This window comes from Echinicola vietnamensis DSM 17526 (assembly GCF_000325705.1).
Lineage (GTDB): Bacteria > Bacteroidota > Bacteroidia > Cytophagales > Cyclobacteriaceae > Echinicola > Echinicola vietnamensis.
This window is the reverse complement of the sequence record NC_019904.1, coordinates 823,655-848,467: the sequence shown is the minus strand read 5'-3', so window position 1 is coordinate 848,467 and position 24,813 is coordinate 823,655. Positions and strand designations below refer to the sequence as shown.

The 24,813-nt window shown below is 46.6% G+C and carries 17 protein-coding genes and 1 tRNA gene; 9 read left to right on the top strand and 9 right to left on the bottom strand.

Annotated features, from left to right (window positions below):
* Positions 1–556 precede the first annotated feature (556 nt).
* Positions 557–3,169 carry an ATP-dependent chaperone ClpB gene (gene clpB, locus ECHVI_RS03645; protein WP_015264595.1) on the top strand — a complete coding sequence of 871 codons (2,613 nt, stop codon included), beginning with the start codon at positions 557–559 and terminating at the stop codon, positions 3,167–3,169.
* Between the two features lie 84 nt (positions 3,170–3,253).
* Here clpB and ECHVI_RS03640 read toward each other — a convergent pair whose 3' ends face one another.
* From ECHVI_RS03640 to ECHVI_RS03620, 5 genes are all read right to left on the bottom strand, one after another.
* Positions 3,254–4,465 carry a glycoside hydrolase family 57 protein gene (locus ECHVI_RS03640; RefSeq protein ID WP_015264594.1) on the bottom strand — a complete coding sequence of 404 codons (1,212 nt, stop codon included), beginning with the start codon at positions 4,463–4,465 and terminating at the stop codon, positions 3,254–3,256.
* Positions 4,462–5,751, bottom strand: coding sequence for a glycosyltransferase family 4 protein (locus ECHVI_RS03635; protein ID WP_015264593.1), 1,290 nt, complete (start codon positions 5,749–5,751; stop codon positions 4,462–4,464). Before ECHVI_RS03635 ends, ECHVI_RS03640 begins: the two co-directional genes overlap by 4 nt.
* 12 nt (positions 5,752–5,763) lie before the next feature.
* The gene (locus ECHVI_RS03630) at positions 5,764–7,680 is read right to left on the bottom strand and encodes an amylo-alpha-1,6-glucosidase (RefSeq protein WP_015264592.1); all 1,917 of its coding nucleotides are present in this window, start codon (positions 7,678–7,680) and stop codon (positions 5,764–5,766) included.
* Positions 7,681–8,045: 365 nt separating this feature from the next.
* Positions 8,046–8,122, bottom strand: a tRNA-His gene (locus ECHVI_RS03625).
* Between the two features lie 86 nt (positions 8,123–8,208).
* Entirely contained in the window at positions 8,209–9,558 is a 1,350-nt protein-coding gene (locus ECHVI_RS03620; protein WP_015264590.1) for a dihydroorotase, read from the bottom strand.
* A 70-nt stretch (positions 9,559–9,628) separates the two neighbouring features.
* Between ECHVI_RS03620 and ECHVI_RS03615 the strand changes: the two genes are divergently transcribed.
* Positions 9,629–10,990, top strand: a complete 1,362-nt coding sequence (locus tag ECHVI_RS03615) for a DEAD/DEAH box helicase (RefSeq protein WP_015264589.1) — start codon at positions 9,629–9,631, stop codon at positions 10,988–10,990.
* 498 nt (positions 10,991–11,488) lie between these two features.
* Here the strand turns inward: ECHVI_RS03615 and ECHVI_RS03610 are convergent, their stop codons facing one another.
* The gene (locus ECHVI_RS03610; protein ID WP_015264587.1) at positions 11,489–12,985 is read right to left on the bottom strand and encodes a M28 family peptidase; all 1,497 of its coding nucleotides are present in this window, start codon (positions 12,983–12,985) and stop codon (positions 11,489–11,491) included.
* A 360-nt stretch (positions 12,986–13,345) separates the two neighbouring features.
* Between ECHVI_RS03610 and gcvP the strand changes: the two genes are divergently transcribed.
* The 4 genes from gcvP (at position 13,346) to ECHVI_RS03590 (ending at position 18,034) form a co-directional block, all read left to right on the top strand.
* A complete protein-coding gene (gcvP, locus tag ECHVI_RS03605; RefSeq protein ID WP_015264586.1) occupies positions 13,346–16,246 on the top strand; it encodes an aminomethyl-transferring glycine dehydrogenase in 2,901 nt (966 codons plus the stop codon).
* A 226-nt stretch (positions 16,247–16,472) separates the two neighbouring features.
* On the top strand, positions 16,473–17,054 hold the full coding sequence (locus tag ECHVI_RS03600; protein WP_015264585.1) for a Crp/Fnr family transcriptional regulator: 582 nt from the start codon (positions 16,473–16,475) through the stop codon (positions 17,052–17,054).
* A gap of 57 nt (positions 17,055–17,111) precedes the next feature.
* Positions 17,112–17,450 carry a hypothetical protein gene (locus tag ECHVI_RS03595; protein WP_015264584.1) on the top strand — a complete coding sequence of 113 codons (339 nt, stop codon included), beginning with the start codon at positions 17,112–17,114 and terminating at the stop codon, positions 17,448–17,450.
* 5 nt (positions 17,451–17,455) lie between these two features.
* A complete protein-coding gene (locus ECHVI_RS03590) occupies positions 17,456–18,034 on the top strand; it encodes an NAD(P)H-dependent oxidoreductase (RefSeq protein WP_015264583.1) in 579 nt (192 codons plus the stop codon).
* Positions 18,035–18,146: 112 nt separating this feature from the next.
* Here the strand turns inward: ECHVI_RS03590 and ECHVI_RS03585 are convergent, their stop codons facing one another.
* Positions 18,147–18,782, bottom strand: a complete 636-nt coding sequence (locus ECHVI_RS03585) for a GDSL-type esterase/lipase family protein (protein ID WP_041739375.1) — start codon at positions 18,780–18,782, stop codon at positions 18,147–18,149.
* An 86-nt stretch (positions 18,783–18,868) separates the two neighbouring features.
* On the opposite strand from ECHVI_RS03585, the gene ECHVI_RS03580 reads away from it, so the two are divergent.
* Positions 18,869–19,723, top strand: coding sequence for a hypothetical protein (locus tag ECHVI_RS03580; RefSeq protein WP_015264581.1), 855 nt, complete (start codon positions 18,869–18,871; stop codon positions 19,721–19,723).
* A gap of 285 nt (positions 19,724–20,008) precedes the next feature.
* On the opposite strand, the gene ECHVI_RS03575 is transcribed toward ECHVI_RS03580, so the two are convergent.
* Entirely contained in the window at positions 20,009–21,367 is a 1,359-nt protein-coding gene (locus tag ECHVI_RS03575; RefSeq protein ID WP_015264580.1) for an acyl-CoA dehydrogenase family protein, read from the bottom strand.
* A gap of 221 nt (positions 21,368–21,588) precedes the next feature.
* Between ECHVI_RS03575 and ECHVI_RS03570 the strand changes: the two genes are divergently transcribed.
* Both ECHVI_RS03570 and ECHVI_RS03565 read left to right on the top strand, forming a co-directional pair.
* Positions 21,589–22,221, top strand: a complete 633-nt coding sequence (locus tag ECHVI_RS03570; protein ID WP_015264579.1) for a class I SAM-dependent methyltransferase — start codon at positions 21,589–21,591, stop codon at positions 22,219–22,221.
* A gap of 908 nt (positions 22,222–23,129) precedes the next feature.
* Positions 23,130–23,507: a hypothetical protein gene (locus tag ECHVI_RS03565; RefSeq protein ID WP_015264578.1), complete on the top strand. Its 378-nt coding sequence runs from the start codon at positions 23,130–23,132 to the stop codon at positions 23,505–23,507.
* Here ECHVI_RS03565 and ECHVI_RS03560 read toward each other — a convergent pair.
* Positions 23,488–24,813, bottom strand: a complete 1,326-nt coding sequence (locus ECHVI_RS03560; RefSeq protein WP_015264577.1) for a neutral/alkaline non-lysosomal ceramidase N-terminal domain-containing protein — start codon at positions 24,811–24,813, stop codon at positions 23,488–23,490. The two genes, ECHVI_RS03565 and ECHVI_RS03560, sit on opposite strands and share 20 nt — an antisense overlap.

Genomic DNA, 24,813 nt, shown 5'->3' with positions numbered 1-24,813 from the left:
GGGGGAAAAGTAGGAAAGTCCAATAAAGCATATGAAGTTAAATTCCATAGGAACAGCAGATATATTCAAACTGGGATACTTTTTTAAATGCGTTCGCCCTGTGTGTCAAGCTAGGCCAAAGGCATTTATTAGCCTGAGTTCGATTTACAAATAAACACTGCGAGCCGATTTGTCTTCCAAAGGAATAAGCCATGCGGGTTCTGTTGAGTTAAAAACTATTGGCCCCTAGTTCCGCTGCGCAGCTGTCGGAACAACAGTTTTTTCAACAAATACCTTAGTGTCTTGGTGACTTAGTGGCTTCTATTTTTTAATTCCAAAAAAGGGAGTGTTGCGGAATGGAGGCGGCAAGGAAATTTGGCGAGTGACAAATGACCGGACAGTAATCCTTTGATGATGCAATTTTACTGTCAAAAAGTCCTAAAAATGTGTATTTGTTCAGTTTATTCGGACATTTTTTCCGAAAAATCGGTTTTTTTTGGATTGGTGCTGGATTTGATAAATGTAGGACAGAGCAAGATGCTCATGGAAAATTTGAAAAAAATAAGCAATAGATAAAATGGATTTTAAGCAATTTACAATCAAATCGCAGGAGGCTATACAAAAGGCCGCTGAGCTTTGTATGGCCGAGCAGCAGCAGGCCATAGAGCCGGCTCACGTGCTAAAGGGTATTCTTTCTGAGGATGAAAGTGTGGTTGATTTTGTTTTCAAAAAACTGGGTGTCAACAAGAAGTTGGTTTCCCAGAAATTGGAAGAAATCATCCAATCCTTTCCAAAGGTCAGCGGGCAGCAACCCTATCTTTCCAATGCCGGGAATCAGGCGTTGACCAAGGCTAAAAGTTATTTGAAGACCTTTGGAGATGAGTTTGTGGCGGTCGAACATTTGCTGCTGGGGATACTTTCTGGTAGTGATAAATCTGCCCAACTGCTCAAGGACCAAGGGGTGACGGAGAAAGGGCTGATTGAAGCAATCAAAGAACTAAGACAAGGAAATAAAGTGACCGATCAAAACGCAGAAGCTAAATATAGGTCTTTGGAAAAATACTCCAAAAACCTAAACGAATTGGCCAAAAAGGGCAAAATCGACCCTGTTATCGGCCGTGATGAGGAGATCAGGAGGGTGTTACAGATTTTGGCCAGAAGAACCAAGAACAACCCTATTCTTCTTGGTGAGCCGGGTGTGGGTAAGACGGCTATTGTGGAAGGCCTGGCACAACGCATTGTCAGTGGAGATGTTCCCGAAAACCTTAAATCCAAAACCTTGATCTCGTTGGACATGGGATTGCTGGTGGCAGGTGCCAAATACAAGGGTGAATTTGAAGAGAGGTTAAAAGCAGTGATCAAGGAGGTGACCGATTCGGATGGAGAGATTATCTTATTTATCGATGAGATCCACACCTTGATCGGAGCCGGTGGCGGCGGTGAAGGCGCCATGGATGCTGCTAACTTGCTGAAGCCTGCCTTGGCCAGGGGTGAGCTGCATGCCATTGGAGCGACGACCCTCAAGGAGTACCAAAAGTACGTCGAAAAGGATAAGGCCCTGGAGCGAAGGTTTCAAGCAGTAATGGTGGATGAACCGGATGCTGCCGATGCCATTTCCATCTTAAGGGGTATTAAGGATAAGTACGAGCTTCACCATGGGGTGAGGATCAAGGATGATGCGGTAATTTCCGCAGTAGAGCTTTCGCAACGTTATATTTCTGATCGATTCTTGCCTGACAAGGCCATTGACTTAATGGATGAGGCGGCGGCCAAGTTGCGGATGGAAATTGACTCCCTTCCGCAGGAGCTGGACGAGCTGAACAGGAGGATCATGCAATTGGAGATCGAACGGGAAGCCATCCGTCGAGAGAAAAACAAAGACAAGGAAGCCGTGCTGAGCAAAGAACTTGCAGAATTGTCCGAGAAGCGCCAAGCCGTGAAGGCCAAATGGGAAAGCGAAAAGGCTGTAATTATGGGCATCCAGCGTGAAAAGGAAAATATTGATAAGTTTAAGCTGGAAGCAGAGCAAGCAGAACGAGCAGGAGATTTTGGAAAGGTAGCGGAGATCCGTTATGGAAAAATCAGCGAAAGTGAGCAAAAGCTAGAGTCGTTTAAGCAGCAGCTGCAAGAGATGCAGGAGGGTTCGCCCTTGCTGAAGGAGGAAGTGGATGCTGAAGATGTGGCGGCCGTGGTGGCCAAGTGGACGGGGATTCCTTTGTCCAGAATGCTCGAAAGTGAGCGGGAAAAACTCCTTCACCTGGAGGATGAGCTAGGCAAACGAGTGGCCGGTCAGCAAGAGGCCATTGCAGCGCTTTCCGATGCCGTGCGTAGAAGCCGGGCAGGACTGCAAGATCCTAAACGGCCGATTGGATCCTTTATTTTCATGGGGACCACTGGTGTGGGTAAGACAGAACTGGCCAAGGCCCTGGCAGAATACCTCTTCAATGATGACAATGCCATGGTGAGGATTGACATGTCCGAGTACCAGGAAAGGCATGCGGTCAGCAGGTTGGTCGGAGCGCCTCCCGGTTATGTGGGCTATGATGAAGGTGGGCAGCTGACCGAGGCGGTTAGGAGAAAGCCTTATTCGGTTATTCTTTTGGATGAGATCGAAAAAGCCCATCCCGATGTGTTCAATATCTTGCTGCAAGTGCTGGATGATGGTAGGTTGACAGACAATAAAGGTCGGATGGCCAATTTCAAAAATACCATCATCATCCTGACGACCAATATCGGTTCGCAACTGATCCAAGAGCGGTTTGCAGCAATAGAGGATTGGAACAAGGAGCAGGTGATGGAGGATACCAAAAAAGAAGTGTTTGAGCTGTTGAAGCAGTCTGTTCGTCCGGAGTTCTTGAACAGGATTGATGAGACCATCATGTTTGAGCCACTGAGCAGGGAGATTACCCGAAAAATTGTGGATATCCAATGGAAAGAAATCCAGCACCGTTTGGCAGATTCAGGCATCGAAATCGATGCCACCAAAGAAGTGCTTGATTACCTCGGAGAAGTCGGTTTCGATCCGCAGTTTGGCGCGAGGCCCCTTAAACGAACCATGCAGCGTTTGGTCTTAAATGAACTGTCCAAACAGATCCTCAGCGGATACATCAAGAATGATGCAGCCGTTCTGGTGGACTTGGATGCTGATAAGCAAGTTTACTTTAAGAATGTGGAAGGAGTGGAGGTGTAGTGCCTTTGGATTCTGAATAGGATTAAATGAAAAATCCCCGGTAGTCATACCGGGGATTTTTTTATTTACATTTTTTAAACCGCGCTAAGCTTTCGGAAGGGAGGCATTTTGTTCTTTTTTCAGCCGCAGCATAAAGTCGCTCAGGACATTCATGAAGTTGATAAATGCCTCGTAAGGGCTTTCGTACGGACTAAAATAGGCGTGAATATCACCATCAGAAAAGAATTTGGTACACATATAATAGAAGTGGTCACTGGTCTGAAGGTATTTCCAGTCTTTTTGGATTTGCGGATCTTGAGATTGCCTGACCAAAGGTTCTAATTCATAAAGGCGATCAAAGGCTTCATCCTGAAGGTCGTTGCCCAGCCAAGCGGTAAGGTCACGCTCTTCATCTGCCCAGGAAATGGGAACGGGGACGTGTATTTTGCCGACAGGAGTGGCTTCTGCTACGACCTCTGAAGGGGTGGAAAAGGTGAAGTTGGATTGGTTGAGCACCGCATCGGGTAGATGGCGCATAAACTCAAAAATTCCACTCTCAGCCCACTGGTGCTCCCCAAAGGTTTCATAATCCATAAATAAATTGATGACTTCTTCTTCCTGGGGGATTTGATTGATCCAGTTGACGAACTTGTCTGTAGTAAGCGGCCAGTCGGCCCATGCCTTTTCCCCAAAGCGAAAAGCAATGTCATCACTGAGGCGGAAGTTTTTCAGCAACACCTTTAATTTGGGTTCGATGGCATTGCAATACACATAATTGGGACTTTTCCAGCCCAAGATATGCTTGGCGCCTTCGGTCAGGATGGCTTCATATCCCAGTTCGGCTACCATCTCCCCGATAATATCCGAGTAGATCAACTCGGTATTTCGAAATACTTTGGGAGTATATCCGTTAAAGAGCTTTTTGACTTTTTCCTGCTGAGCACGCACCATGTCATGAAATTCGTCTTTGCTTTTCAGTGCCGAAAGGGCATGGGCATAGGTTTCATTTAGCAGTTCTGCATGCCCGGTGGCCACGAGTTTCTGGAAGCTCTCCAAGACATCAGGTGCATATTCTTCCATTTGATCCATAAATACTCCCGACAGGGAAAAGCTGACCTTAAACTGGCCTTGATACTTTTCTATTAATTCGAGCAGTAGGGCATTCATGGGCAAGTAGCATTTTTCAGCTACTTTCCGCATTATGCTTTTGTTGGCAAAATCGTCCCAATAATGATGGTCTTCGCCAATATCAAAGAATCGATAAGGTTTTAGCCGATACGGCTGGTGGACCTGGAAATAAAAACAAATGGTTCTCATGAATGTGTTACAGTTAAAGTTTTATCATAAAGGGCGAAGATTTTTTCAGCGACATGTTCCCATTTCATCTTTTTGAGCTCTTCGCTTCCGCACTGTCGGAACATGGTGGATATGCCCCCGTAATGAAGCAGGGCAAATATGGCATCCGCCATGGCGTCTATATCCCAAAAATCAATTTTGAGGGCGTTGGTAAGGACTTCTGCCACTCCGGATTGTTTGGAGATGATGACGGGTGTATTGTATCGGACGGCTTCCAATGGAGAGATGCCAAACGGCTCCGATACAGAAGGCATGACATATACGTCACTGATGGCAAACATCTGATCCACATCTCCTCCTCTGAGAAATCCCGTGAAATGGAATTTTGTGGCGATGCGCAGCTCTGCCACACGGTCGATCATCCGGTTCATCAGGTCGCCAGATCCTGCCATTACGAAACGTACATTGTCGTCTTTTTTGAGGACTTTGTTTGCTGCTTCGATAAAGTATTCAGGGCCTTTTTGGAAGGTGATCCTGCCGAGAAAAGTCACTATTTTCTCCGGTACTTTTTTGGTAGCCGTGCTGGTGATGATGCTGGTGTCCAGGACGGCATTGTGGATGACGGTGATCTTTTCCTCAGGAATACCGTAGCGAGAAATGATCGTCTTCTTCGTGAGGTGGCTGACCGCGATGATTTTATCGGCCATTTCCATTCCCGATCGCTCGATATCGTATACGCGCTGGTTTACGTGCTCTCCGGAGCGGTCAAATTCCGTGGCGTGGACATGTACTACCAGTGGTTTGCCGCTTATTTTTTTGGCAGCTATGCCGGCAGGAAAGGACAGCCAATCGTGCGCATGGATGATGTCATGCTCTTTGTTTTTGGCAATTTGCCCCGCCACCAAGGCGTAGCGTGACACTTCCATGATCAGGTCTTTGGTGTATTTTCCGGTGAACGAAAATTTGTTGGCGAAAATGCTTTCGTCCACATCGGTGCGGTCATGCAGGGCTTTATCGGTAAAGCGTGCATATTCTTCCGGTCCCAAATAAGGTATTAAAAAGGAGCTTACTTCCAAGTAAGTAAGGTTTTTCCAAATCTGTTTGAATCGTTGTTCTCTATAATCGATCTCTACGTCACTTGCATTTACAAAATCAGCTAAGGGATCTTCATCTCCATATAGCTTAGGGACGACGAAAATCACTTCATGATCAAAATGTGACATTCCTTTCAGTAGCCCATAACAGGCTGTGCCCAATCCACCGGAAATATGTGGTGGAAATTCCCATCCAAACATTAATACCTTCATAAAAAGTGACGTTTAATAGTGATTAACTAGATGCATGATCCGGAGGAGTTCTCCGACGCTCCATGCTTGTGAAATAGCTCCTTTTGGTCTGTGGGGCGGATCCCCGTCATAAATCTCCGCAATGGAGCCAATCCCATACTGGGACATGGTGTCGTCAAAACCTTTGATCAACTTTTGTATCATGCTTTTGCCGGCTTTGCCGTGAATTTTTAGATAACCTTCCACAAAGTGGCCAAGGAGCCAAGGCCAGGCCGTTCCTTGGTGATAAGCATTGTCCCGCTGGTATTGGTTGCCTTGGTAATAGCCTTTATAAGCAGCATTGCCAGGGGCGAGTGTTCTCAGCCCCCTTGGCGTGAGGAGGTAAGACTTGATGGTTTCCAGGACTTCCGCTTTTTGGATATCATCCAGTGGGCTGTAAGGCAGGGAAGTGGCAAATACCATGTTGGGACGGATGGACCAGTCCTTGTGCCGGCCGTCGACCACATCCGCGAGGTATCCTTTTTCTTTATCCCAAAACGCCTCAATGAAAGCGGCTTTTACTTTTTCGGCTAGCTCTTTGGCAAAGGCTTCTTGGGTAAGCTCGTGATAATAGCAGAGTGCATTGTACCAAAGCGCATTGATCTCTACGGGGCAGCCTATTCTCGGGGTGACCGGGCCATCGCTGGTGACCGCATCCATCCACGTCAGGGCAATGCCTTCTTGGCCGCCGTAAAGCAGACCGTTTTCCTGCATATGGATGTTAAAGTCACTTCCGGCCATGAGGCCATCGATGATGCCTTTTAATTTGGGAAGGTAGTGTTCAGTGACAGTTTTGCGATCCTCCGTGTAGGCTTCGTATTGCTGCCAAGCCCAGAAATACCACAATGGCGCATCCAAGGTGTTCATGTTAAATTGGCCCCCGCTTCCTATGTTGGGAAACATGGCGCCTTTGATGTCTTGGGAAAGGGTGCGCATGACCTCTTTAAAGGTCGTGTAATCGCCTTGTGTCAGGGTGAGCCCGGGTATGGCAATCAAGGTATCCCTTCCCCACCAGCCAAACCACGGGTAGCCGGCAATGACCCTGGTCTCGTCGCCGCGGCGGCTGATAAATTGGCCAGCGGCATTTTTAAGGCAGTTTTCAAAATTGTCCCTTGGGGTTCTTCTTTTCAGTTCCCTGTCAAAGGCTTCTGCCAAGGCCTTCGGATCTGCTTCCTCCAGTCCGGCAGCAAAAATAACCGATTCTCCTTTTTCAATCGGAAATTCAAAATAGCCCGGTACATACAGGTCTTCCAGAAAATCGTAGCCTCGCTCCTTTTCCCTGATGTACTCGATGTCATAATACCAATCGGGAACGGCGATGAAATCGTTCTTCTTGGATAGCTGGAGGGAAAGGGGGGAGTAGGCGTCATAAAGCTTAAATTCCAGTCCGTTTGCCACCTTTTGGTATTTCTTGTTTACGTAAGTATTGGCTTTGGAGAGGGAATGATAGCCCCTAAAGGCCAAAAACGGGCTTAGCCTTAAAGTGGTGGGTGAATGGGCGTCCAGCAGGGTGTACTTGATCATCATCCGGTCTGCAGTGGTGTCGAGGATGATTTCTTTTTGTAAAACTACCCCTCCTACCCGGTAGGTGAGCTTTGGGATCGGCTCGGAACTGTAGTCTTCCAAGTATTTATGGCCTCTCGGAGCGTAAGTGCCGGGGTATTTACAAATGCCCAGGTTAAAGCTGGCGCCACGCTGGATGACCGTTTCGTGAATGGTGGACAATAATACATGGAGCTGCGAGTCGATTTGTGGCTGGGGAGCCACGAGCAGGCCATGGTATTTTCTGGTGTTACATCCTATGATGGTGGTGCTGGTGTAGCATCCCGACCGATTGGAACGAATGGTTTCTTTTTCGAGCGAATAATTAAGGTTGATTAATTCCGTCTTATCAAAATGGATGTAGCTCATTAGTTTTTTGCAGTTAAAAGTGGTTTTAGAGTGTTTACTAAAAATACCTTAATACTGCGAAAAGAAAAATAAAATGTAAAAAAATAAAGGTCACTAAATTGTGACCTTTTTACTATTATCTGGTAATTGATTTAACGTTTTCTTTTTGTACCTCATCGAAGTTTTTCAGCGATTCTTCGAATTTTGCCATATACATTTGAATATCCTTCAAATTTACTGGTTTCGCCTTTGGAAAGGCCGTTCGTTGTTTGAATAATGTAAACATTACTGCACTGTTTTGATGATACATTCTTCCGACAAATAGTATGCCGAAATAGTTCCTTGCCTGGTGTTAAAAAAGAAAAACCCCTCATTATGAGGGGTTTTGGGGTGGAAGATCGGGTTCGAACCGACGACCTCTGGTGCCACAAACCAGCGCTCTAACCAGCTGAGCTACAACCACCATATTTAAGGATGTATTCTGGTCTTTTCCCTGAATGGACTGCAAAGGTAATACACGGTTTTTTTTCAAACAATAGCTAGCGCTAATTATTTTCTGGAAAATTTAAGCCGTTGGCCTTTTTGTGATTCATCGAATGTCTCATTTTCGTACGCAATATGTCCGGAAACGATGGTATGGGTGACTTTTGACTGGAAGACCTGCCCTTCAAAGGGAGACCAACCACATTTGGAGAGGATGTTTTCCTTTTTTACTTCCCAAGGGGAATCCAAATCCACCAGTACCATGTCAGCGTGATAGCCGGGACGGATATAGCCTCTTTTATCAATTTCAAACAGAATAGCGACATTATGACAGGCCTTTTGGACGATTTGCTCCAATGTGATTTTCCCTTGATGGTACATTTCGAGCAGGGCCACCAAGCTGTGCTGCACCAATGGGCCGCCGGACGGTGCTTTGGTGTACGGATTGTCCTTTTCTTCCAAGGTATGTGGCGCATGGTCCGTAGCAATGACATCGATGTGATCGTCCAGCACTCCATTTAGGATTTCTTCACGGTCTTCGGCGGTTTTTACGGCAGGGTTCCACTTGATCAATGTGCCCTTTTTATCGTAATCTTCTTCAGAAAACCACATATGGTGGATACAGGCTTCGGCGGTGATGCGTTTTTCCGCCAATGGAAGGGTGTTGTCAAAAAGCATGACCTCTTTGGCAGTGCTGATGTGGAGGATGTGGAGTTTGGTGCCGTACTTCCTGGCCAGGTCCACTACCCGCTTGGAAGCATCATAGCAAGCTTCTGCTGAACGGATTTTAGGGTGGAATTTTACGGGAATGTCATCTCCGTATTCCCCACGGTATTTTTCCAGGTTTGCCTTGATGATGTCGTCATTTTCACTGTGTGTGGCAATCAGCATCTCACATTTTTCGAAAATGCCCTCCAGCGTTTCTTGGTTGTCCACCAGCATATTTCCCGTGGAAGAGCCTTGGAATACCTTGATGCCACAGATCTTGGAGGGGTCTGCCTTGAGGAGTTCGTCCAAGTTGTCATTGGTGGCGCCGAGGTAAAAAGAGTAATTGGCCAGTGATTTTTCGGCAGCAATCGTATATTTTTCCTCCAGAAGGGCTAAGGTAGTGGCTTGAGGGACCGTATTGGGCATTTCCATGAACGTGGTGACCCCTCCGGCCACAGCGGCCTTGGCTTCTGTGTAGATTTCAGCTTTATGTGTTAGGCCCGGCTCACGGAAGTGCACCTGGTCGTCTATCAAGCCAGGAAGCAGATATTTCCCCGCTGCGTCTATGGTAATGTCGGCTTCTTCCTTAAAATCTTTCAGATTTCCGCCCGCGGCGAAAATCAATCCGTCTTGTATATAGACATCGCCACGGATAATCTTACCTTCATTTACTATATTTGCATCAGTGATCAATATACGCTTCTTCATATCTTAATTATATTGAAATTTGTAGGAGTAGAACTGTCCTAAATCTATTTGAAGCTAAAATTAATAAATCATGTCTGATAGCCCGCAGTCTTTCGAAAATTTTAAATTGAACAAGCAGCTTTTGGAAGCGGTGAAAGAGGCGGGGTATACCAAACCCACCCCCATTCAGGAAAAGACCATTCCGCTGGCGCTGGCCGGACAGGACATCTTGGGAATTGCCCAGACCGGTACAGGAAAGACTGCTGCTTATGTGCTGCCGCTGTTGATGAAGACCAAATATGCACAAGGTGAACATGCCAGGGCCTTGATCTTGGCCCCTACGCGGGAACTGGTGATTCAGATCGAGCAGGCTATTTTGACCTTGGGCAAATATACCGACTTGCGGTATGCCTGCCTTTACGGAGGGGTCGGGCCGACACCACAGATCGAAAAAATTCGTGCAGGGGTGGATATTATCATCGCCACACCGGGTCGGTTTATGGATATTTATAGCAAAGGAGAGCTCTTCGTCCGCAATATCAAAACCATGGTCATGGACGAGGCGGACAAGATGATGGACATGGGATTTATGCCGCAGATCAGGTCTATCTTGGAAGTGATCCCGGTGAAGCGGCAAAACATGCTTTTTTCGGCTACTTTTTCAGAACGGGTAGAACGGATATCGCACGAGTTTTTGGAGTTTCCCGAGCGGATCGAAATAGCGCTCCAAGCGACCACGGCAGATACGGTGGCGCAAACCAAGTATTTTGTCCCCAACCTCAAGACCAAGATCACCCTGCTGGATCACCTGCTGCAGAACGAGGAAATCAACCGGGTGATCGTCTTTACCAAATCCCGCAAAAATGCCGAAGCGGTTTACCAATACCTTGAACGTAGGAAACACGGTGAAATCCGCGTGATCCATGCCAACAAGGGCCAAAATACCCGAATCAATTCAGTGGATGACTTCAAGTCCGGCGATGTGCGGATCCTTGTGGCCACGGACGTAGCGGCCAGAGGGCTGGACATCAGCATGGTCAGCCACGTGGTGAATTTTGATGTGCCGCTGATCTATGAGGACTATGTCCACCGTGTGGGACGTACGGGGCGGGCAGAGCAGGAAGGGGCCGCCTTTACCTTTGTCAACCCGGCAGAGGAATACCATTTTGGGCGGATCGAGGAGATTATCCGCATGGAGGTGCCCGAGGAACCTATTCCCAAGGAGGTGCGCATTGCCGATACGCCTTTTGCTGAAAAACAGGCTTACGACCGGGAAATCGACAAGCAACGGCAAAAAGCTGACCCTACTTTCAAAGGGGCCTTCCACGAGAAAAAGGTCCGTGCCAATACCAATCCGCATTATAATCCTGAAAAGAAAAAAGTCCGCGGCAACAAAAACAGCAAGGCCAAAAGAAACCGTAACCAGATGAAGAAAAAAGGAGGCAAACGGTAGGGGATTTAGTAGTCTTGAGTCATGAGTATTAAGTCTTGAGTCTCTGACTCAGTAGCGAATGTTCCGTTAAAGTTCAAGTTAAAAGTGGATAAAGATAATTAGGGTAATGAGTCTGGATACTCAGCTTTAGCAGTACCGCGTCAGAGACGTCGGGACAGCAGCCTATTCATCAAAAAAATCCGCAGCACGTTAAATGCTGCGGTTTTTTTACTTTTGGCATCAGGCTTTAAATCTTCGCCCTTTATTCCCCGAGTTGTGCTGGGTCTCTGCCCCAGTACAGAGGAGTTTTGAGTCTCTGACTCAGTAGCGTATGTTCCGTTAAATTTCAAGTTAAAAGTGGATAAAGATAATTATGGTGATGAGTCTGAATACTCAGCTTTTGCAGTACCGTGCCAGAGACGTCGGGACAGCAGCCAACTCATCAAAAAAAATCCGCAGCACGTTAAATGCTGCGGATTTTTACTTTTGGCAACAGGCTTTTTGCCTATATCCTTAATGTTATCGCTCTCCGCGGTCGTTGCTGCCGTCCACTGGCGTTCTTTTGTCTCTATTGGCCAAGTCCCAAGCGGTATAGAAAATCAGCTTGACCCTTTTTTCCATCAAGTCAAATTCAATCTTGTCCACGGTGTCTGTAGGCTGGTGATAGTCATCGTGCACCCCATTGAAAAAGAACGCTACTGGGATATTGTGCTTGGCGAAGTTGTAATGATCAGAACGGTAATAGAACCTGTTCGGGTCATCTTCTGCATCATAGCGGTAATCCAAGATCAAATCCGTGTGCGTGATATTATTGTATTCGATGATGGTTTTCAACTGTGAAGCCAGCATCTCCGAACCGATCACGTATACGTAATCCTGGTTATTGGCCTCTTGGTATTCATAATCAATTCTTCCCACCATGTCAATGTTAAGGTTGTTCACGGTGTTTTCCAGTGGGAAAATGGGGTTTTCGGTATAGTATTGAGAGCCTAACAGGCCTTTTTCTTCTCCCGTAACGTTAAGGAACAATACAGACCTTCTGGGACGGTGCCCTTCTTTGGCAGCAGAGGCAAAGGCTTGGGCAATCTCCATAACGGAAACCGTGCCGGAGCCATCATCATCGGCGCCATTGTTGATTTCTCCCTTGCTATTGATGCCAATATGGTCGTAGTGCGAAGAGATCACCAATACCTCCTCCTTCTTATCGGTGCCTTCTAGGTAGCCCATCACATTTTCGGTGCCTACCATTTCTTTGTTCTTTTCGATCTTGAAGCGTACTTTTTGGGATGGAACGCTTGCAGGATCGTCTTTGGCTGCTTCTTTAAGCTCTTCTACCGATTTCTCGAAGAGACTCGCCATTTTATCAGAGCTTACCAAGAACACCGGTTTTTGCTCGGTCGGTTTGTCAAAGCCCAAACGGCCCTTTCCGCTGAGTGACTTGTAGCGGTTGGCCAAGCGGTCAAAGTTGGATTGGCCTTCCATGGTCACCACGATGATGCCCTTGGCTCCGGCTTCCCAAATTTGGTCCATCAGTCCTCCTGCTCGCTGGCCGATGGCCCACAATCCGACGAACTTGTCTTTAACGTCCACTTTTTCGAGGTTTTCTTCATTGGCAAGGCCCAGAAAAACGAGTTCGGACTTTTCCCTTTTGACATCTCCATCACCGATGAAAACAAAGTCCTCGTTGTTGACCAGTTTTTGCTTGCCCACTTTCAGGTCAATGTCTCCATAAGAAACACTTGCCAAGGAAAATGGTTGCGTGTATTTGCCGTTTACTGGCCCTTCAAGGCCAAGGTCCTGATAAAAAGCGGTCAGGTATTCGGCTGCCAGTTTTTGGCCTTTTTCACCTGTTTCTCTTCCTTCCAGTTCGTCCGAAGCCAAATAGGAAAGGTATTCTTCTAGATCTGCATCGCTGATGGTGCTGGCGTACTGATCTGCCAGTGACTGCCCTTGGGCAGTGGCTTGCCAAGAGAGCATTAAGCCCATGGCAGTGGCCAAGATATAATTTCTCTTCATGCCTATATTTGAGTTGTAAGTAAATTTTGCCCCTAAAGCTAGCTATATTTTTCTAAATGTGTCAAACCGCTCGTCGAAATGGCAGGACAAACGCATACAACTTTAGTTGAAGGGGGAGCCATCTTGGGGTAAATTAGCGGTCATTTGTGCCGTTGGGACTGATTTACCTTTTTCGAAAACCAAGCAATATACCTTTCCCCTCCGTTCTTTCCCTTACCAGCGGCCATCTTCCTTAAAATCCCCCTTCCAAGACCGTAGAAAATTTGGAAAAGAAAATCATTATCGGTCAATAATTTATACCTTTGCACATCTGTACGAAAAGAGGAATATTACCCAAGTATATTACGCATTATCTGGACTATGAAAATTGATTTGACCCCCTCCGTAAAGTTTGAAGATCGCCATAATGGCCCCTCCGCCAACGATGTGTCGGAGATGCTCTCAAAAATCGGTGCCTCAAGCATCGATGAGCTGATCGATCAAACCATTCCGAAAGCCATCCAGCTGGACCAGCCCCTCAACCTGCCCGAGGCAAAATCTGAAGCAGCCTTTCTAAAGGATTTCCGTAAAATGGCCGCGAAGAATAAAATCTATAAGTCATTTATTGGATTGGGCTATTATGACACCATCACACCAGGTGTTATTTTGAGAAATGTGCTCGAAAATCCAGGATGGTATACGGCTTATACGCCCTACCAAGCAGAGATTGCACAGGGAAGGCTGGAAGCACTGGTGAATTTCCAAACCATGGTAATGGACCTGACCGGTATGGAATTGGCTAACGCCTCGCTGCTGGATGAAGGTACTGCTGCTGCAGAGGCCATGAACATGCTGTTTGCTACCCGCCCTCGGGACAAGAAAAAGGCGACGAAGTTCTTTGTGGATGAAAAGGTATTTATCCAGACCAAGGAAATCCTGAAAACCCGCGCACTTCCGATTGGCGTGACCTTGGTAGAGGGGTCGTTGAATGAACTAAACCTGGAAGATCCTGAGCTTTATGGCGTGCTGCTCCAGTACCCTAATGCTGAAGGGGAAGCCATTGATTATAAAGCATTGGTAGAAAAAGCCAAGCAACATAATGTCACTACTGCTTTTTCGGCCGACTTACTTGCCCTGACCCTGCTGACACCTCCTGGTGAGATGGGAGCTGATGTGGTGGTGGGGACGACCCAGCGATTTGGGGTGCCTATGGGCTTTGGAGGCCCGCATGCGGCATATTTTGCGACAAAAGATGCTTATAAGCGTCAAGTGCCTGGCCGAATCATTGGTATTTCGGTTGATAAAGACGGAAACAAAGCCTACCGGATGGCCCTCCAAACGCGAGAGCAGCACATCAAACGTGAAAGGGCTACTTCCAACATCTGTACCGCACAGGTATTGTTGGCCGTAATGGCCGGGATGTACGCGGTTTACCATGGCCCAAAAGGGCTAAAGGATATTGCCCTGAAGATTCATGGGCTTGCTAAGCTGACTGCCCAGGGCCTGGCTAAATTAGGTTTTGAGCAGGAAAATGAGCATTACTTCGATACCCTGAAGATCAAAGTAGACGATGTGAAGCAGTCAAAGATCAAGGCGTTTGCATTGTCTCATGAAATGAACTTCCGCTATGAGCCTGGGTATGTGTACTTGGCATTCGATGAAGCCAAGACGATGGAGGACGTTCAGGAAATCATTGAAGTTTTTGCCAGGACCACCCATTCCAGTGCCGATGTGGTAGATTTGGCATCCATGGTGGATCATCTCAGCTTTGAAGTATCTGATGGCCTCAGAAGGACTTCCGACTACATGGACCACATGATTTTTAATGCATTCCACTCTGAACATGAGATGTTGCGTTACATCAAGCGATTGGAAAACCGCGACCTGTCTTTGGTACATTCCATGATCTCGCTGGGATCCTGTACGATGAAGCTAAATGCCACTGCAGAGATGATACCGGTTACTTGGCCAGAGTTTGGTCAACTGCATCCTTTTGTGCCGCAAGATCAGGCTGCAGGGTATTATGCCTTGTTCCAGGATTTGAGAAACTGGCTTTCGGAGATCACCGGTTTTGCCGAAACTTCCCTCCAGCCAAACTCAGGAGCGCAAGGGGAGTTTGCCGGATTGATGGTCATCAGGGCCTACCATGAAAGCAGGGGCGAAAGCCACCGAAATATCGCCTTGATCCCATCTTCTGCCCACGGTACCAATCCTGCATCAGCCGTGATGGCTGGTATGAAAGTGGTGATCGTGAAATGCGATGATAAAGGAAATATCGACTTGGCTGATTTGAAAGAAAAGGCTGAAAAACATAAAGAAAATCTATCCTCCTTCTTGGTGACTTATCCATCTACCCACGGGGTGTTTGAAGAAGCCATTCGGGAAATGTGCCAGATCGTCCATGAAAATGGCGGTCAGGTGTATATGGACGGTGCCAATATGAATGCCCAAGTAGGCTTGACCAGTCCAGGTGTCATTGGCGCTGATGTGTGTCACCTCAATTTACACAAAACCTTCTGCATTCCTCACGGTGGAGGTGGTCCAGGCATGGGGCCAATCTGTGTAGCCAAGCACTTGGAAGAGTTTTTGCCAAGCAGTCCGTTGGTGAAGACGGGAGGCCAACAGCCGATTTCTGCGATTTCGGCAGCTCCATTCGGCAGTGCCAGCATCTTGCCTATTTCCTACGCCTACATCGCCATGATGGGCAGGGAAGGCCTGAAGCATGCTACCCAAACAGCCATCCTTAATGCCAATTACATCAAAGCGCGTCTTGGCGAGTTTTTCCCGACACTTTACACAGGTGCCCAAGGAAGAGCGGCCCACGAGATGATTGTGGATTTCAGGGAATTTAAGGCAGTAGGGGTAGAAGTGGAAGACATCGCCAAGCGATTGATCGATTATGGATTCCATTCACCGACCGTTTCTTTCCCAGTGGCGGGTACGATGATGATCGAGCCGACCGAATCCGAAAGTAAAGCGGAACTGGACAGATTCTGTGATGCCCTGATCGCCATCCGTGGTGAAATCCGTGAGATCGAAGAGGGCAAAGCTGATGCGGAAAATAACGTGTTGAAAAATGCTCCGCACACGGCTGGTATGGTGATGAGTGACGCTTGGGATATGCCGTACAGCAGAGAAAAAGCGGTTTATCCACTGGAATACGTGAAAAATAGCAAGTTCTGGCCAACCGTACGAAGGATCGATTCTGCCTATGGCGATAGAAACTTGGTCTGCAGCTGCATTCCTACAGAAGATTATGCCGAAGAAGCAGCTGGTATTTAGTAGTATCAAGTTGTTCGATAATAGCGCTCTGTGGCTTGCTGCTATGGGGAAGTAATTTTATAAAGGGGCTCCACTTGTTGTGGGGCCTTCTTCTTTTTTGGAGTCTCCCGCTCGGTTTTTCCTACAAGTTATTAATTTAGAGCGTATGCCAAATCATAGGTATATGTAAAACAGAATGTAACCGTTCTCGCCAAGGTTAAGGTTGGGACAAAAGCCTATTTTAAAATTGAACATCGAAAAAATCTTGGACAACATCGGGGCAGCTTATTCCTCGCTATCCCCCGAATGTCAACGGGAATTCATAGCAAATACGACAACCAAGACCTTTAAGAAGGGAACGGTAGTCGTGCGCGAAGGGCAATATTCCAAAAAGGGATACCTGATCGTAAAGGGGTGTTCCAGGGCTTATTATTTGAAAAACGGGAAGGACATATCTGACTGGTTTACCTTCGAAAACCAGTTCATGGCACCTGTGGTAAGTTTTTTTAGTGACAAGCCAAGCCCTCATTATGTGGAGTTTGTCGAAGATTCCACCGTATTGGAGTTTACAAAAGATACTGTGGACAGCCTTTCCGAGAAGTACCATGATTTTGAAAGGCTGATCGGTAAGGTGGTCACGGAGACCATGCTGGGGTTGTGTGAGCGGTTGGATACGATTCAGTTTAGCAGGGCGGATGAGCGATATTACCAACTTTTGCAAATACATCCCGATATTACCCATCGCATTCCTCTTACCCATATCGCTTCCTATCTGGGGATTACCCTGGAGACCTTGAGCAGAATCCGGAGCGCAAAAGTTCGAATTTGATCTATATCAAATGATGGGACTTCCATTAACACGACTTTTGAAAAAAAAGAAGTGAAAATGGAAAGAAACATCGTATCACCTACATCGATATGGGGAAAATGGTGGGAGCCCATAAGAAAATGGTTTTATCCCACTTGGCTAGGTTATGAAACAAGCACACGGTTTTACGACTATGGGCAATCTGTATACAACTATCTTTTAGCCCAGCAAGATCAAGTCGTTCCTGATATAGGAGCCGTAGGCGCTAGAGCCATGGCGCTGTCTTTAAGTGTCGCCACGTTTACTATTTGCTCGGTTTTTTTATCGGTGCCAGCATGTTTTATTTTATACAAGTTCTTTGAGGTGCCCAACTTGACAAGTACTCCAGTGGAAAGCAAATTGAAAACTATTTTTTAAATCGTATGAAAAATATACTGATCATCAACGGACATCCCGACAAGGAGAGTTATAGTGTTGGCTTGTCAGCGGCCTATAAGGCAGGCGCTGAAAAATCAGGAGCGGAAGTCAAGGAAATCCAAATCAGGGAACTGGATTTCAATCCTAATCTACAGTATGGTTATCGACAGCGAACAGCACTTGAACCAGACTTATTGGATGCGCAGGAGAAGCTGAAATGGGCGGATCATTTGGTATTGGTGTATCCCGTTTGGTGGGGATCCGTGCCTGCTATAATGAAAGGGTTCTTGGACCGTATCCTGTTGCCGGGTTTTGCCTTTAAGAAAAGAAAGGATTCCTTACTGTGGGACAAACTACTGACAGGAAAAACAGCAAGAATCATTTGTACAGTGGACCAACCACCTTGGTATTACCGGTTGATCAACGGAAGTCCCAGCCATATTGCCATGAAACGGGGTACATTGAACTTCATAGGCGTGAAGAAGGTAAGGATCACCTGTATTGGCCCCATAAGACTTTCAAAGGATAAGTTTAGAGAAAAATGGTTGGGTAAGGTGGAAAAACTGGGACAAAAGAATATGTAAAAGCAGCCATATTTTGATGAATTGCTCTCAGGGTCGCTAGTGTACATCTTCATACACTAGCGACCCTGAGAGAGATAAAACCTTCAAAGCGCTAACCTGCTTCCTCTTCCAACTACTTAATCTTTTTCGCGACCGCTTCGGCCATCAAGAGGTTTCCTTCTTTGTTGGGGTGGACACCGTCGGCGAACAGATCGCCATGCTTTTTGAGTGGTTTGTACAGGTTGATCATTTTGGCATTGGTAGCCTTGGCGATTTCCTTGAGCATGGGCCGCATTTCATCCACCATTACACTCTCGGTAATGCCGAAATTATCTTTGAATACCGGTACCGGGATGCATACATATACTTCTCCATCATCGGGCATGTTTTCCCTGAAGACATTGATCAGGTCGATGTAGTCCTGGACAAATTCATCTTTATACTTCCAATTTTGGGGCTTGGAGTCGTTGGTGCCCAGTTTGATGACCAGGATGTCTGCAGCAAAGTCTTGTACTTCCTGAAATTGCGGCTCATTCCAATAGGGATAGTCCCCGTTTTTGAGCAGGGTCCTGCCGCTTACGCCAAAGTTTTTGACCAGATAGTCATCTCCCAAAACTTCTTGCATCAGCAGCGGCCAGCTGTCGGGATGGTTTCTGCCGGGACCTTGGGTGATGGAGTTGCCGACACAGGCCACTTTAATAGGGGATTGGGCATGGACATGAAGGGCAATAAAAGTGAGCATTAGGAGACTCAGAAGAATCTTTTTCATTTTAGTGGTTTTTTTGGTGTTCATGTAAAATCAATGGTGTTAAATATAGGGAATCATTCCAAAACTATTCCTTGAGTTGTATATTTATGTTTGTGAAAATACACGGACTCAAGAAATATTATAATTATATCCAATGGCTTTCACTGGATGTGGTGCTTGGGGCTTGTGCGGGCCTCTATTTTTTTCAACACCTCTTGGAGCTAAGCTTTACCCCTGTGGTGTATGCGCTAATGGCCCTGGCTGTATGGGGGATTTATACGTTTGATCACCTGATGGATGCCCGCAATATCCAAGGAAAAGCCAGTTCTGCCAGGCATTTGTTTCATCAAGTCAATTTCAACACGCTATTGATTTGGTTGGTGCTCGTGGTAATCACCGCAGTGATTTTAGCCTTTGATTTTATCAAATTTTCCCACTTGATGACCTTTGGGATGCTGCTGGGGACGGTCATCATTGGTAATATCGTGTTTATGAAATTCTTCGGGAAAAAGGTTTCTATCCTTAAGGAAATAACTACCGCGGCCCTGTATACTGCTGGAATTACCCTTGTGCCGATGATTCGATTTACGAACGAAGGCATCCCGAGGGTGTTTTGGTATTTTGCCTTCGGGTATTTTTTGATGGCCTGGTTTAACTTACTGTTATTGGCCTATATGGATTATGATAGTGACAGTAGGGACAACATGGGCTCCATTGTCAGTGTATTGGGAATTCCCATGACGCATAGCCTTTTGACAGGACTGATGTGGGTGGAACTGGTGTATTTGCTGGGAATGTTTTTTGTATTGGGATCATTCTATTACATCTACTTGATCATCATACTGATCATGTTTTTGATCCATGTCAGTGCGTTTCTTCAGCCCAAGCGCAGCAAAGAAGCCGTAAGGCGCCAAATCGACGCGGCCTATTTACTCCCATTTGTACTCTTCTTAGTCGCCTGAGGGTTAAAGGCTAGGCCCAGAGCAGTTTGTTAGAAGTGGGTAGGAGATGGCAGAACGTAATTGCCTTTTCTTTTTTGAAATCAACAGGTGCTTCTGAAGCTTATTACGGTTACTGGACAAGTCCTAGAACCCATTTTTGAAAAACAAAGGCGTAAAAGAAAAACACAGATATGAAATGGATCGATTATCATATCTGTGTTTATCAGAATCTATCGGTGGTGTAAATCAAGTTACACCGTATTCGAAATATACTAATCCCTAACCTTTTGCGCGGGCCAAAAATTACTACACAAACGCGCTATGACCGGTAATGGCTCTCCCCACGATGAGGGAATTGATTTCTTTGGTTCCTTCATAAGAATAGATGGCCTCGGCATCGGCCACAAAGCGGGCGATGTCATATTCGAGTAGGATACCATTTCCGCCGAAGAGCTCTCGGGAATGATCCACAATCGTCCGCATCCGCAAGGTACAAAACACCTTAGCAAGGGAGGCGTGTTCATCTTTGAGTTCACCAGCATCCTGCATTTTGGAAAGTCTATAGACCATGGTCTGCATGGCGGTGAGGTCGCCCAGCATCGTTACCAGCAAGTCCTGCACCAGCTGAAATCCGGCAATGGGCCTTCCGAACTGCTTTCGTTCATTGGTGTAGCGGAGCGCCGCTTCATAGGCCCCACGACCACAGCCCACCGCTTGCCAGGCGACTCCTGCCCTGGTGAGCCGGAGGATTTCGGAGGTGTCTTTAAAGGAATTGGCATTTTGCAGGCGGTCGCTTTCCGGTACGCGGCAGTCCTTCATGGTGATCAGGGCATTTTGGACGGTGCGCAATGCCATTTTATTTTCGATCTTTTCAGGATGGAATCCCGGGTTGTCTTTGCGGACAATAAATCCCTTGACTTGCTGGTCATCCAAGTCCCTGGCCCAGATGACGGTGATATCGGAAAAGGTGGCGTTGCCAATCCACTTTTTCTGGCCATTGATGACCCATTCGTCTCCTTCGCGCTTACAAGTAGTGGTCAAGCCACCGGCTACGCCCGAACCTACCTTTGGTTCTGTCAGCCCAAAGGCACCGATGACGTCCATTTTTTGCATCTTGGGCAGCCATTCCTGCTTTTGCTCTTCCGAGCCGCAGACGTAGATGGATCCCATGGCCAAGCCGGACTGAACCCCAAAGAAGGTGGAAATAGAGGTGTCTACCCGGGCCATCTCCATGGCCAAGAAGCCTTCCAATAATGCAGAATGGCCGGGGCAGCCATACCCCTTATAGGTTAATCCCGCAATGCCCAATTCGGCCATTTTAGGAATGATATGCATCGGGAAATGTCCCTTGTTCCAGTATTCGTTTGCAATGGGCCGGACTTCTTTTTCCATAAAGTCACGGACTTTTGCCACAATTTCCTGCTCGTGGGGAGGAAGGGTTTTTTCCAAGGAATAAAAATCTCCATTTACCGGAGGTAGTTCCCTTTTTTTGCCACCACCCTTCATCATTTTCATCATCTTGGCCAGGTCTGACTCGCTCATCTGGGAGACGATGCCTACCATTTCATTTAAATCTACTTTTTGGGAAAGCTGGTTGAGCTTGGCAAAATCGATGTTCTTGATCAGTGATTTGATGCTGGAAAAGGACTGCAGTAAATTTTTCATACGGTATCTGGGTTAAAAGTGAATATGGATGGTGTTTACATCCACTATCGTACCAATAATACTAACAATTAAAGAGTTGTCCACAAATTATGCGGATTTTCATCCATTAATTGTGTGACAGTAAATCAAATATCCTACATTTCGTCCATTAGAAAGTCAATGTCCCACTTCTTTACGATGCAAACCTTCCAGCTTTCCAGCTCGGAACCTTACCTTTAAGCATGAAGAAAAACCTGTACGATAAAGTAGCGTTTTTTTATGACCAACTGGCCATGGTTGTGTTGGGGAAAACGCATAGGGAAAGTAAATTCACTTTTCTGGAATACGTCATGGCAGGTGACCGGGTGTTGTATATAGGTGGAGGTACGGGCGAAAACCTATCCCTGCTGGCCGAAAAGGTAGGGGCGGAAGGAAAAGTGTTTTTTGTGGAGGCCTCCCAGAAAATGATGTCAAAAGCAAAGGGTCAACTTACCGCTGCGCAATTGGATCGGGTGGTTTTTTTGCATCAAACAGATTTTGACCTGTTGCCCGCCCAGCAGTTTGATTGGGTTATCACCCAGTACTTGTTGGATGTGTTGGGTGATAGGCAGATTGACGGCTTGTTTAAGGCTATCAATGATAGGATTAAACCTTCTGCTCGATGGATTTTGGTGGATTTTTTTGACCGACCATCCATGCGCTGGCTTCAGTGGATGATGATTTGGTTTTTTAGGTTGGTTACCGCAAACCCACGTAAGAACTTGCCCCGCTATCATCAATTTTTCCAAAAGCACGGTTGGCAGCAAATGGAGGAAATGGTATTTAAAGCGGGGTGGATCAAGGCTGTCGTATTACAGAAGTCAAGCAGGCAGTAAGGCCATTGTGCTTAATTCATGGAGCATTCGGCTGAATGCGGCTGGCCATCAGTTGCTGACATAAGAGGCGTGATCCTTAAAAAACAATCCGGATGCAACAAGCAAACCGTCTACATTCAGCATTTCAAAAAGAAGCAACAATTTGGATCAAGCAATTTTTTGGGGGGATGAATGTTGACATGGTCTTAAGAAATAGAATATCATACCGTAAAGACGATGGACTTCTTACACAGGGCAAACGCCTTTAAAAAAATTGTTCCTATTTGCATTTATATCTGCCGTTCCTACGGAACTTACCCTTTTGTGTGTAATCATTTTTGGTGCAGGTGACAACCTGCACCTTCTATATGGCCCTCCGCCAAGGGCGGATTAGGCAGGATGCTCAGTTGCTAACGAATATATTGAGGGTTTTTTAATCTCAACCAAGCCAACCACTATACATGAGCAGATAGCTGCGACGGCTTGTACGATCCAAATCAACAAATCATTCTTTCAAGCTATTCCGCCATTCGGCACCATAGGCTACTGCGGTTTCCAAGGGATAAATCGGGACAAAGTGCCATCGGCACGATAAATTTTGTAACCTGCGGATTCATCCGCAGGAACTCAAGCGCTCCTTAACCTCGCGAAGGAGTGCCAGCGGCACGGATGATAGCTCCTTTACACGAGATTAGTACTAAATGTTGATAACCATCAGGGAAATCGCTTTTTGCCCCTTGAAGTTCTTTAATTCAAACTGGCACCTCATTACTAATAGTTTAAAAGTGTTTGCCCTGGGGGAAATGGCAGTTTTCAATATGGAGTAAAATGCCCCCAACTTTTCGGCTTGATCCTACAAATTTTAACATATTACACCTCTGTAGGTCGGTTCGTTTTTTGTAAATTGCAGTGAACTAAATACTTATGCAATGAAAGCAACGTGCAAGCTGATCGTGTTTCTCTTGTTTTTGGCGGGAGGGAATTTATACGCCCAAGACCAATCAACTTTTGAAAATGTTTTTGCAGCGCCCTTTGATTTGGAGGTAAAGCCACTTAATACGGACAGTCTTAAAGTGGCCGCTGTGAAGGGGTTGGGCTTTGGGGACATATTGTTTGCGGCGAAGCAATATGAAATGGATGATCATGCTGATGTAGTTGACCACAACTTTCCCATTCATCCGCTTCCTTCAAATCAGGATTATAAGCTGAAGAGGAAAGCATTACCAGAGGACTACCCTGCCCGGATGCCAATATTGAAATTCAAGAAGCCAGCAGCGGTGCTGGAAGTTAATCCGCAGCCTGAATAAGCTTGGTGATGATCATGTCATAGTAGGAACCACTGTAGGGGCCAAACCAGTTCATGTCCCTGGCCTCAAAATAGGAACGATGGTAATATTGATCGGGGACAATATACCCCATGTAGCCACCATTAAAAGACGTGATGATCAGGTTTAGGCCTTTTTGATTGGCAAGGGCTTCCCATTTTTTGTAAAACATTCCCGATAATTCTCCACTGGAGGAAATCAGCAAGGTATTGCCCAATTGGACCACGTCAAAATGCGCATTGGTGTCTCCGAAGAGGTTGTTGAACACCCAAGGCCGCAGTCGGATATTGTCTGATATCCGGTAGGTGGCTTCTGGGAGTTGGGGCACAAGGGTGCCTAAGGTTAAACGCTTGGTTTGGACGGTATCCCGCAAAAGTGGAGGCTGTTCCATTAAACTGTCCAATTGATGCGCATAAGCTTTAATGTCTTTGGGCTCCCTTCCAGGTGCCAAAGGTTGATGACTTCCCACAGTTCCGGCGGCAAACATGGAAAAGTCATAATCATTCAGCATATCCTGGGTCAGGTAAAAGGGGTAGTCGCCTGAAAGGCCCATAAACTTGCTGTTGAGGCAGGTGGCATGGGCGGTGTAGGTGAAGAGGGTGCCTTTTGTGCCATCACCTTTGGTGAAGACCAGTTGGCGGATAAATGGATCAATAGGTCCATTGGGGATAAACCTGTTGCCTACGAATTGGGGGGCGCTGTATTTTTGATATGTGACCGCTACCGTATCCTGTGATTTCAGGGCCTTTTCTACTGCTTGGGCCGACTTTTCAGCAAGCAGGTTAACGACCTTCTCGTCATATCCTCCAAAGGCAATTTTCCCCATGATTCCGGGCATATAGCCGCCCATTCCGCTGTGGGTGTGGGTGCCTGTAAAATAGACCAAATCCACCGGAAGCGCAGCATTCTTGATGGTCTTTTCCACGGTTTTGGCCAAGACCGGATGGACGATGAGCAGTTCATAGTTTAAAAAAGCAACTCGCTGATCTCCATTGCCGACTACGATGGCTTTGACGAAGCTACTGTCCAGGACAAAATCATAGGCGCCCCTGGGTTTGTAACCTACCAGGTCCACGGGTTGATCAGGGGTGACATTGACTTGCGCCCATCCCGCTAGCCATGCATCGCCAGCCGAAGGGGTGGGTTGGAGTTCCGAAACAGCCTGCACCGTCTTTTTATAATAATCTTGCTCCTTCGGGTCTGTCCAGTCCACCGTGGTAAGCAGCGTGATGGCCAGCAATAGGAAAAGGCCTGTCGTCCAGGCCAATATTTGAAGGAATTTTCGCAT

Excerpts from the sequence above, each read along its gene's own strand:
- ECHVI_RS03575 (WP_015264580.1), bottom strand. The coding sequence starts at position 21,367 with ATGAAAAATTTACTGCAGTCCTTTTCCAGCATCAAATCACTGATCAAG.
- ECHVI_RS03580 (WP_015264581.1), top strand. The coding sequence starts at position 18,869 with ATGTTTGTGAAAATACACGGACTCAAGAAATATTATAATTATATCCAA.
- gcvP (WP_015264586.1), top strand. The coding sequence starts at position 13,346 with ATGAAAATTGATTTGACCCCCTCCGTAAAGTTTGAAGATCGCCATAAT.
- clpB (WP_015264595.1), top strand. The coding sequence starts at position 557 with ATGGATTTTAAGCAATTTACAATCAAATCGCAGGAGGCTATACAAAAG.
- ECHVI_RS03630 (WP_015264592.1), bottom strand. The coding sequence starts at position 7,680 with ATGAGCTACATCCATTTTGATAAGACGGAATTAATCAACCTTAATTAT.
- ECHVI_RS03560 (WP_015264577.1), bottom strand. The coding sequence starts at position 24,813 with ATGCGAAAATTCCTTCAAATATTGGCCTGGACGACAGGCCTTTTCCTA.
- ECHVI_RS03615 (WP_015264589.1), top strand. The coding sequence starts at position 9,629 with ATGTCTGATAGCCCGCAGTCTTTCGAAAATTTTAAATTGAACAAGCAG.
- ECHVI_RS03595 (WP_015264584.1), top strand. The coding sequence starts at position 17,112 with ATGGAAAGAAACATCGTATCACCTACATCGATATGGGGAAAATGGTGG.
- ECHVI_RS03610 (WP_015264587.1), bottom strand. The coding sequence starts at position 12,985 with ATGAAGAGAAATTATATCTTGGCCACTGCCATGGGCTTAATGCTCTCT.
- ECHVI_RS03640 (WP_015264594.1), bottom strand. The coding sequence starts at position 4,465 with ATGAGAACCATTTGTTTTTATTTCCAGGTCCACCAGCCGTATCGGCTA.
- ECHVI_RS03620 (WP_015264590.1), bottom strand. The coding sequence starts at position 9,558 with ATGAAGAAGCGTATATTGATCACTGATGCAAATATAGTAAATGAAGGT.
- ECHVI_RS03635 (WP_015264593.1), bottom strand. The coding sequence starts at position 5,751 with ATGAAGGTATTAATGTTTGGATGGGAATTTCCACCACATATTTCCGGT.
- ECHVI_RS03570 (WP_015264579.1), top strand. The coding sequence starts at position 21,589 with ATGAAGAAAAACCTGTACGATAAAGTAGCGTTTTTTTATGACCAACTG.
- ECHVI_RS03590 (WP_015264583.1), top strand. The coding sequence starts at position 17,456 with ATGAAAAATATACTGATCATCAACGGACATCCCGACAAGGAGAGTTAT.
- ECHVI_RS03585 (WP_041739375.1), bottom strand. The coding sequence starts at position 18,782 with ATGAAAAAGATTCTTCTGAGTCTCCTAATGCTCACTTTTATTGCCCTT.
- ECHVI_RS03565 (WP_015264578.1), top strand. The coding sequence starts at position 23,130 with ATGAAAGCAACGTGCAAGCTGATCGTGTTTCTCTTGTTTTTGGCGGGA.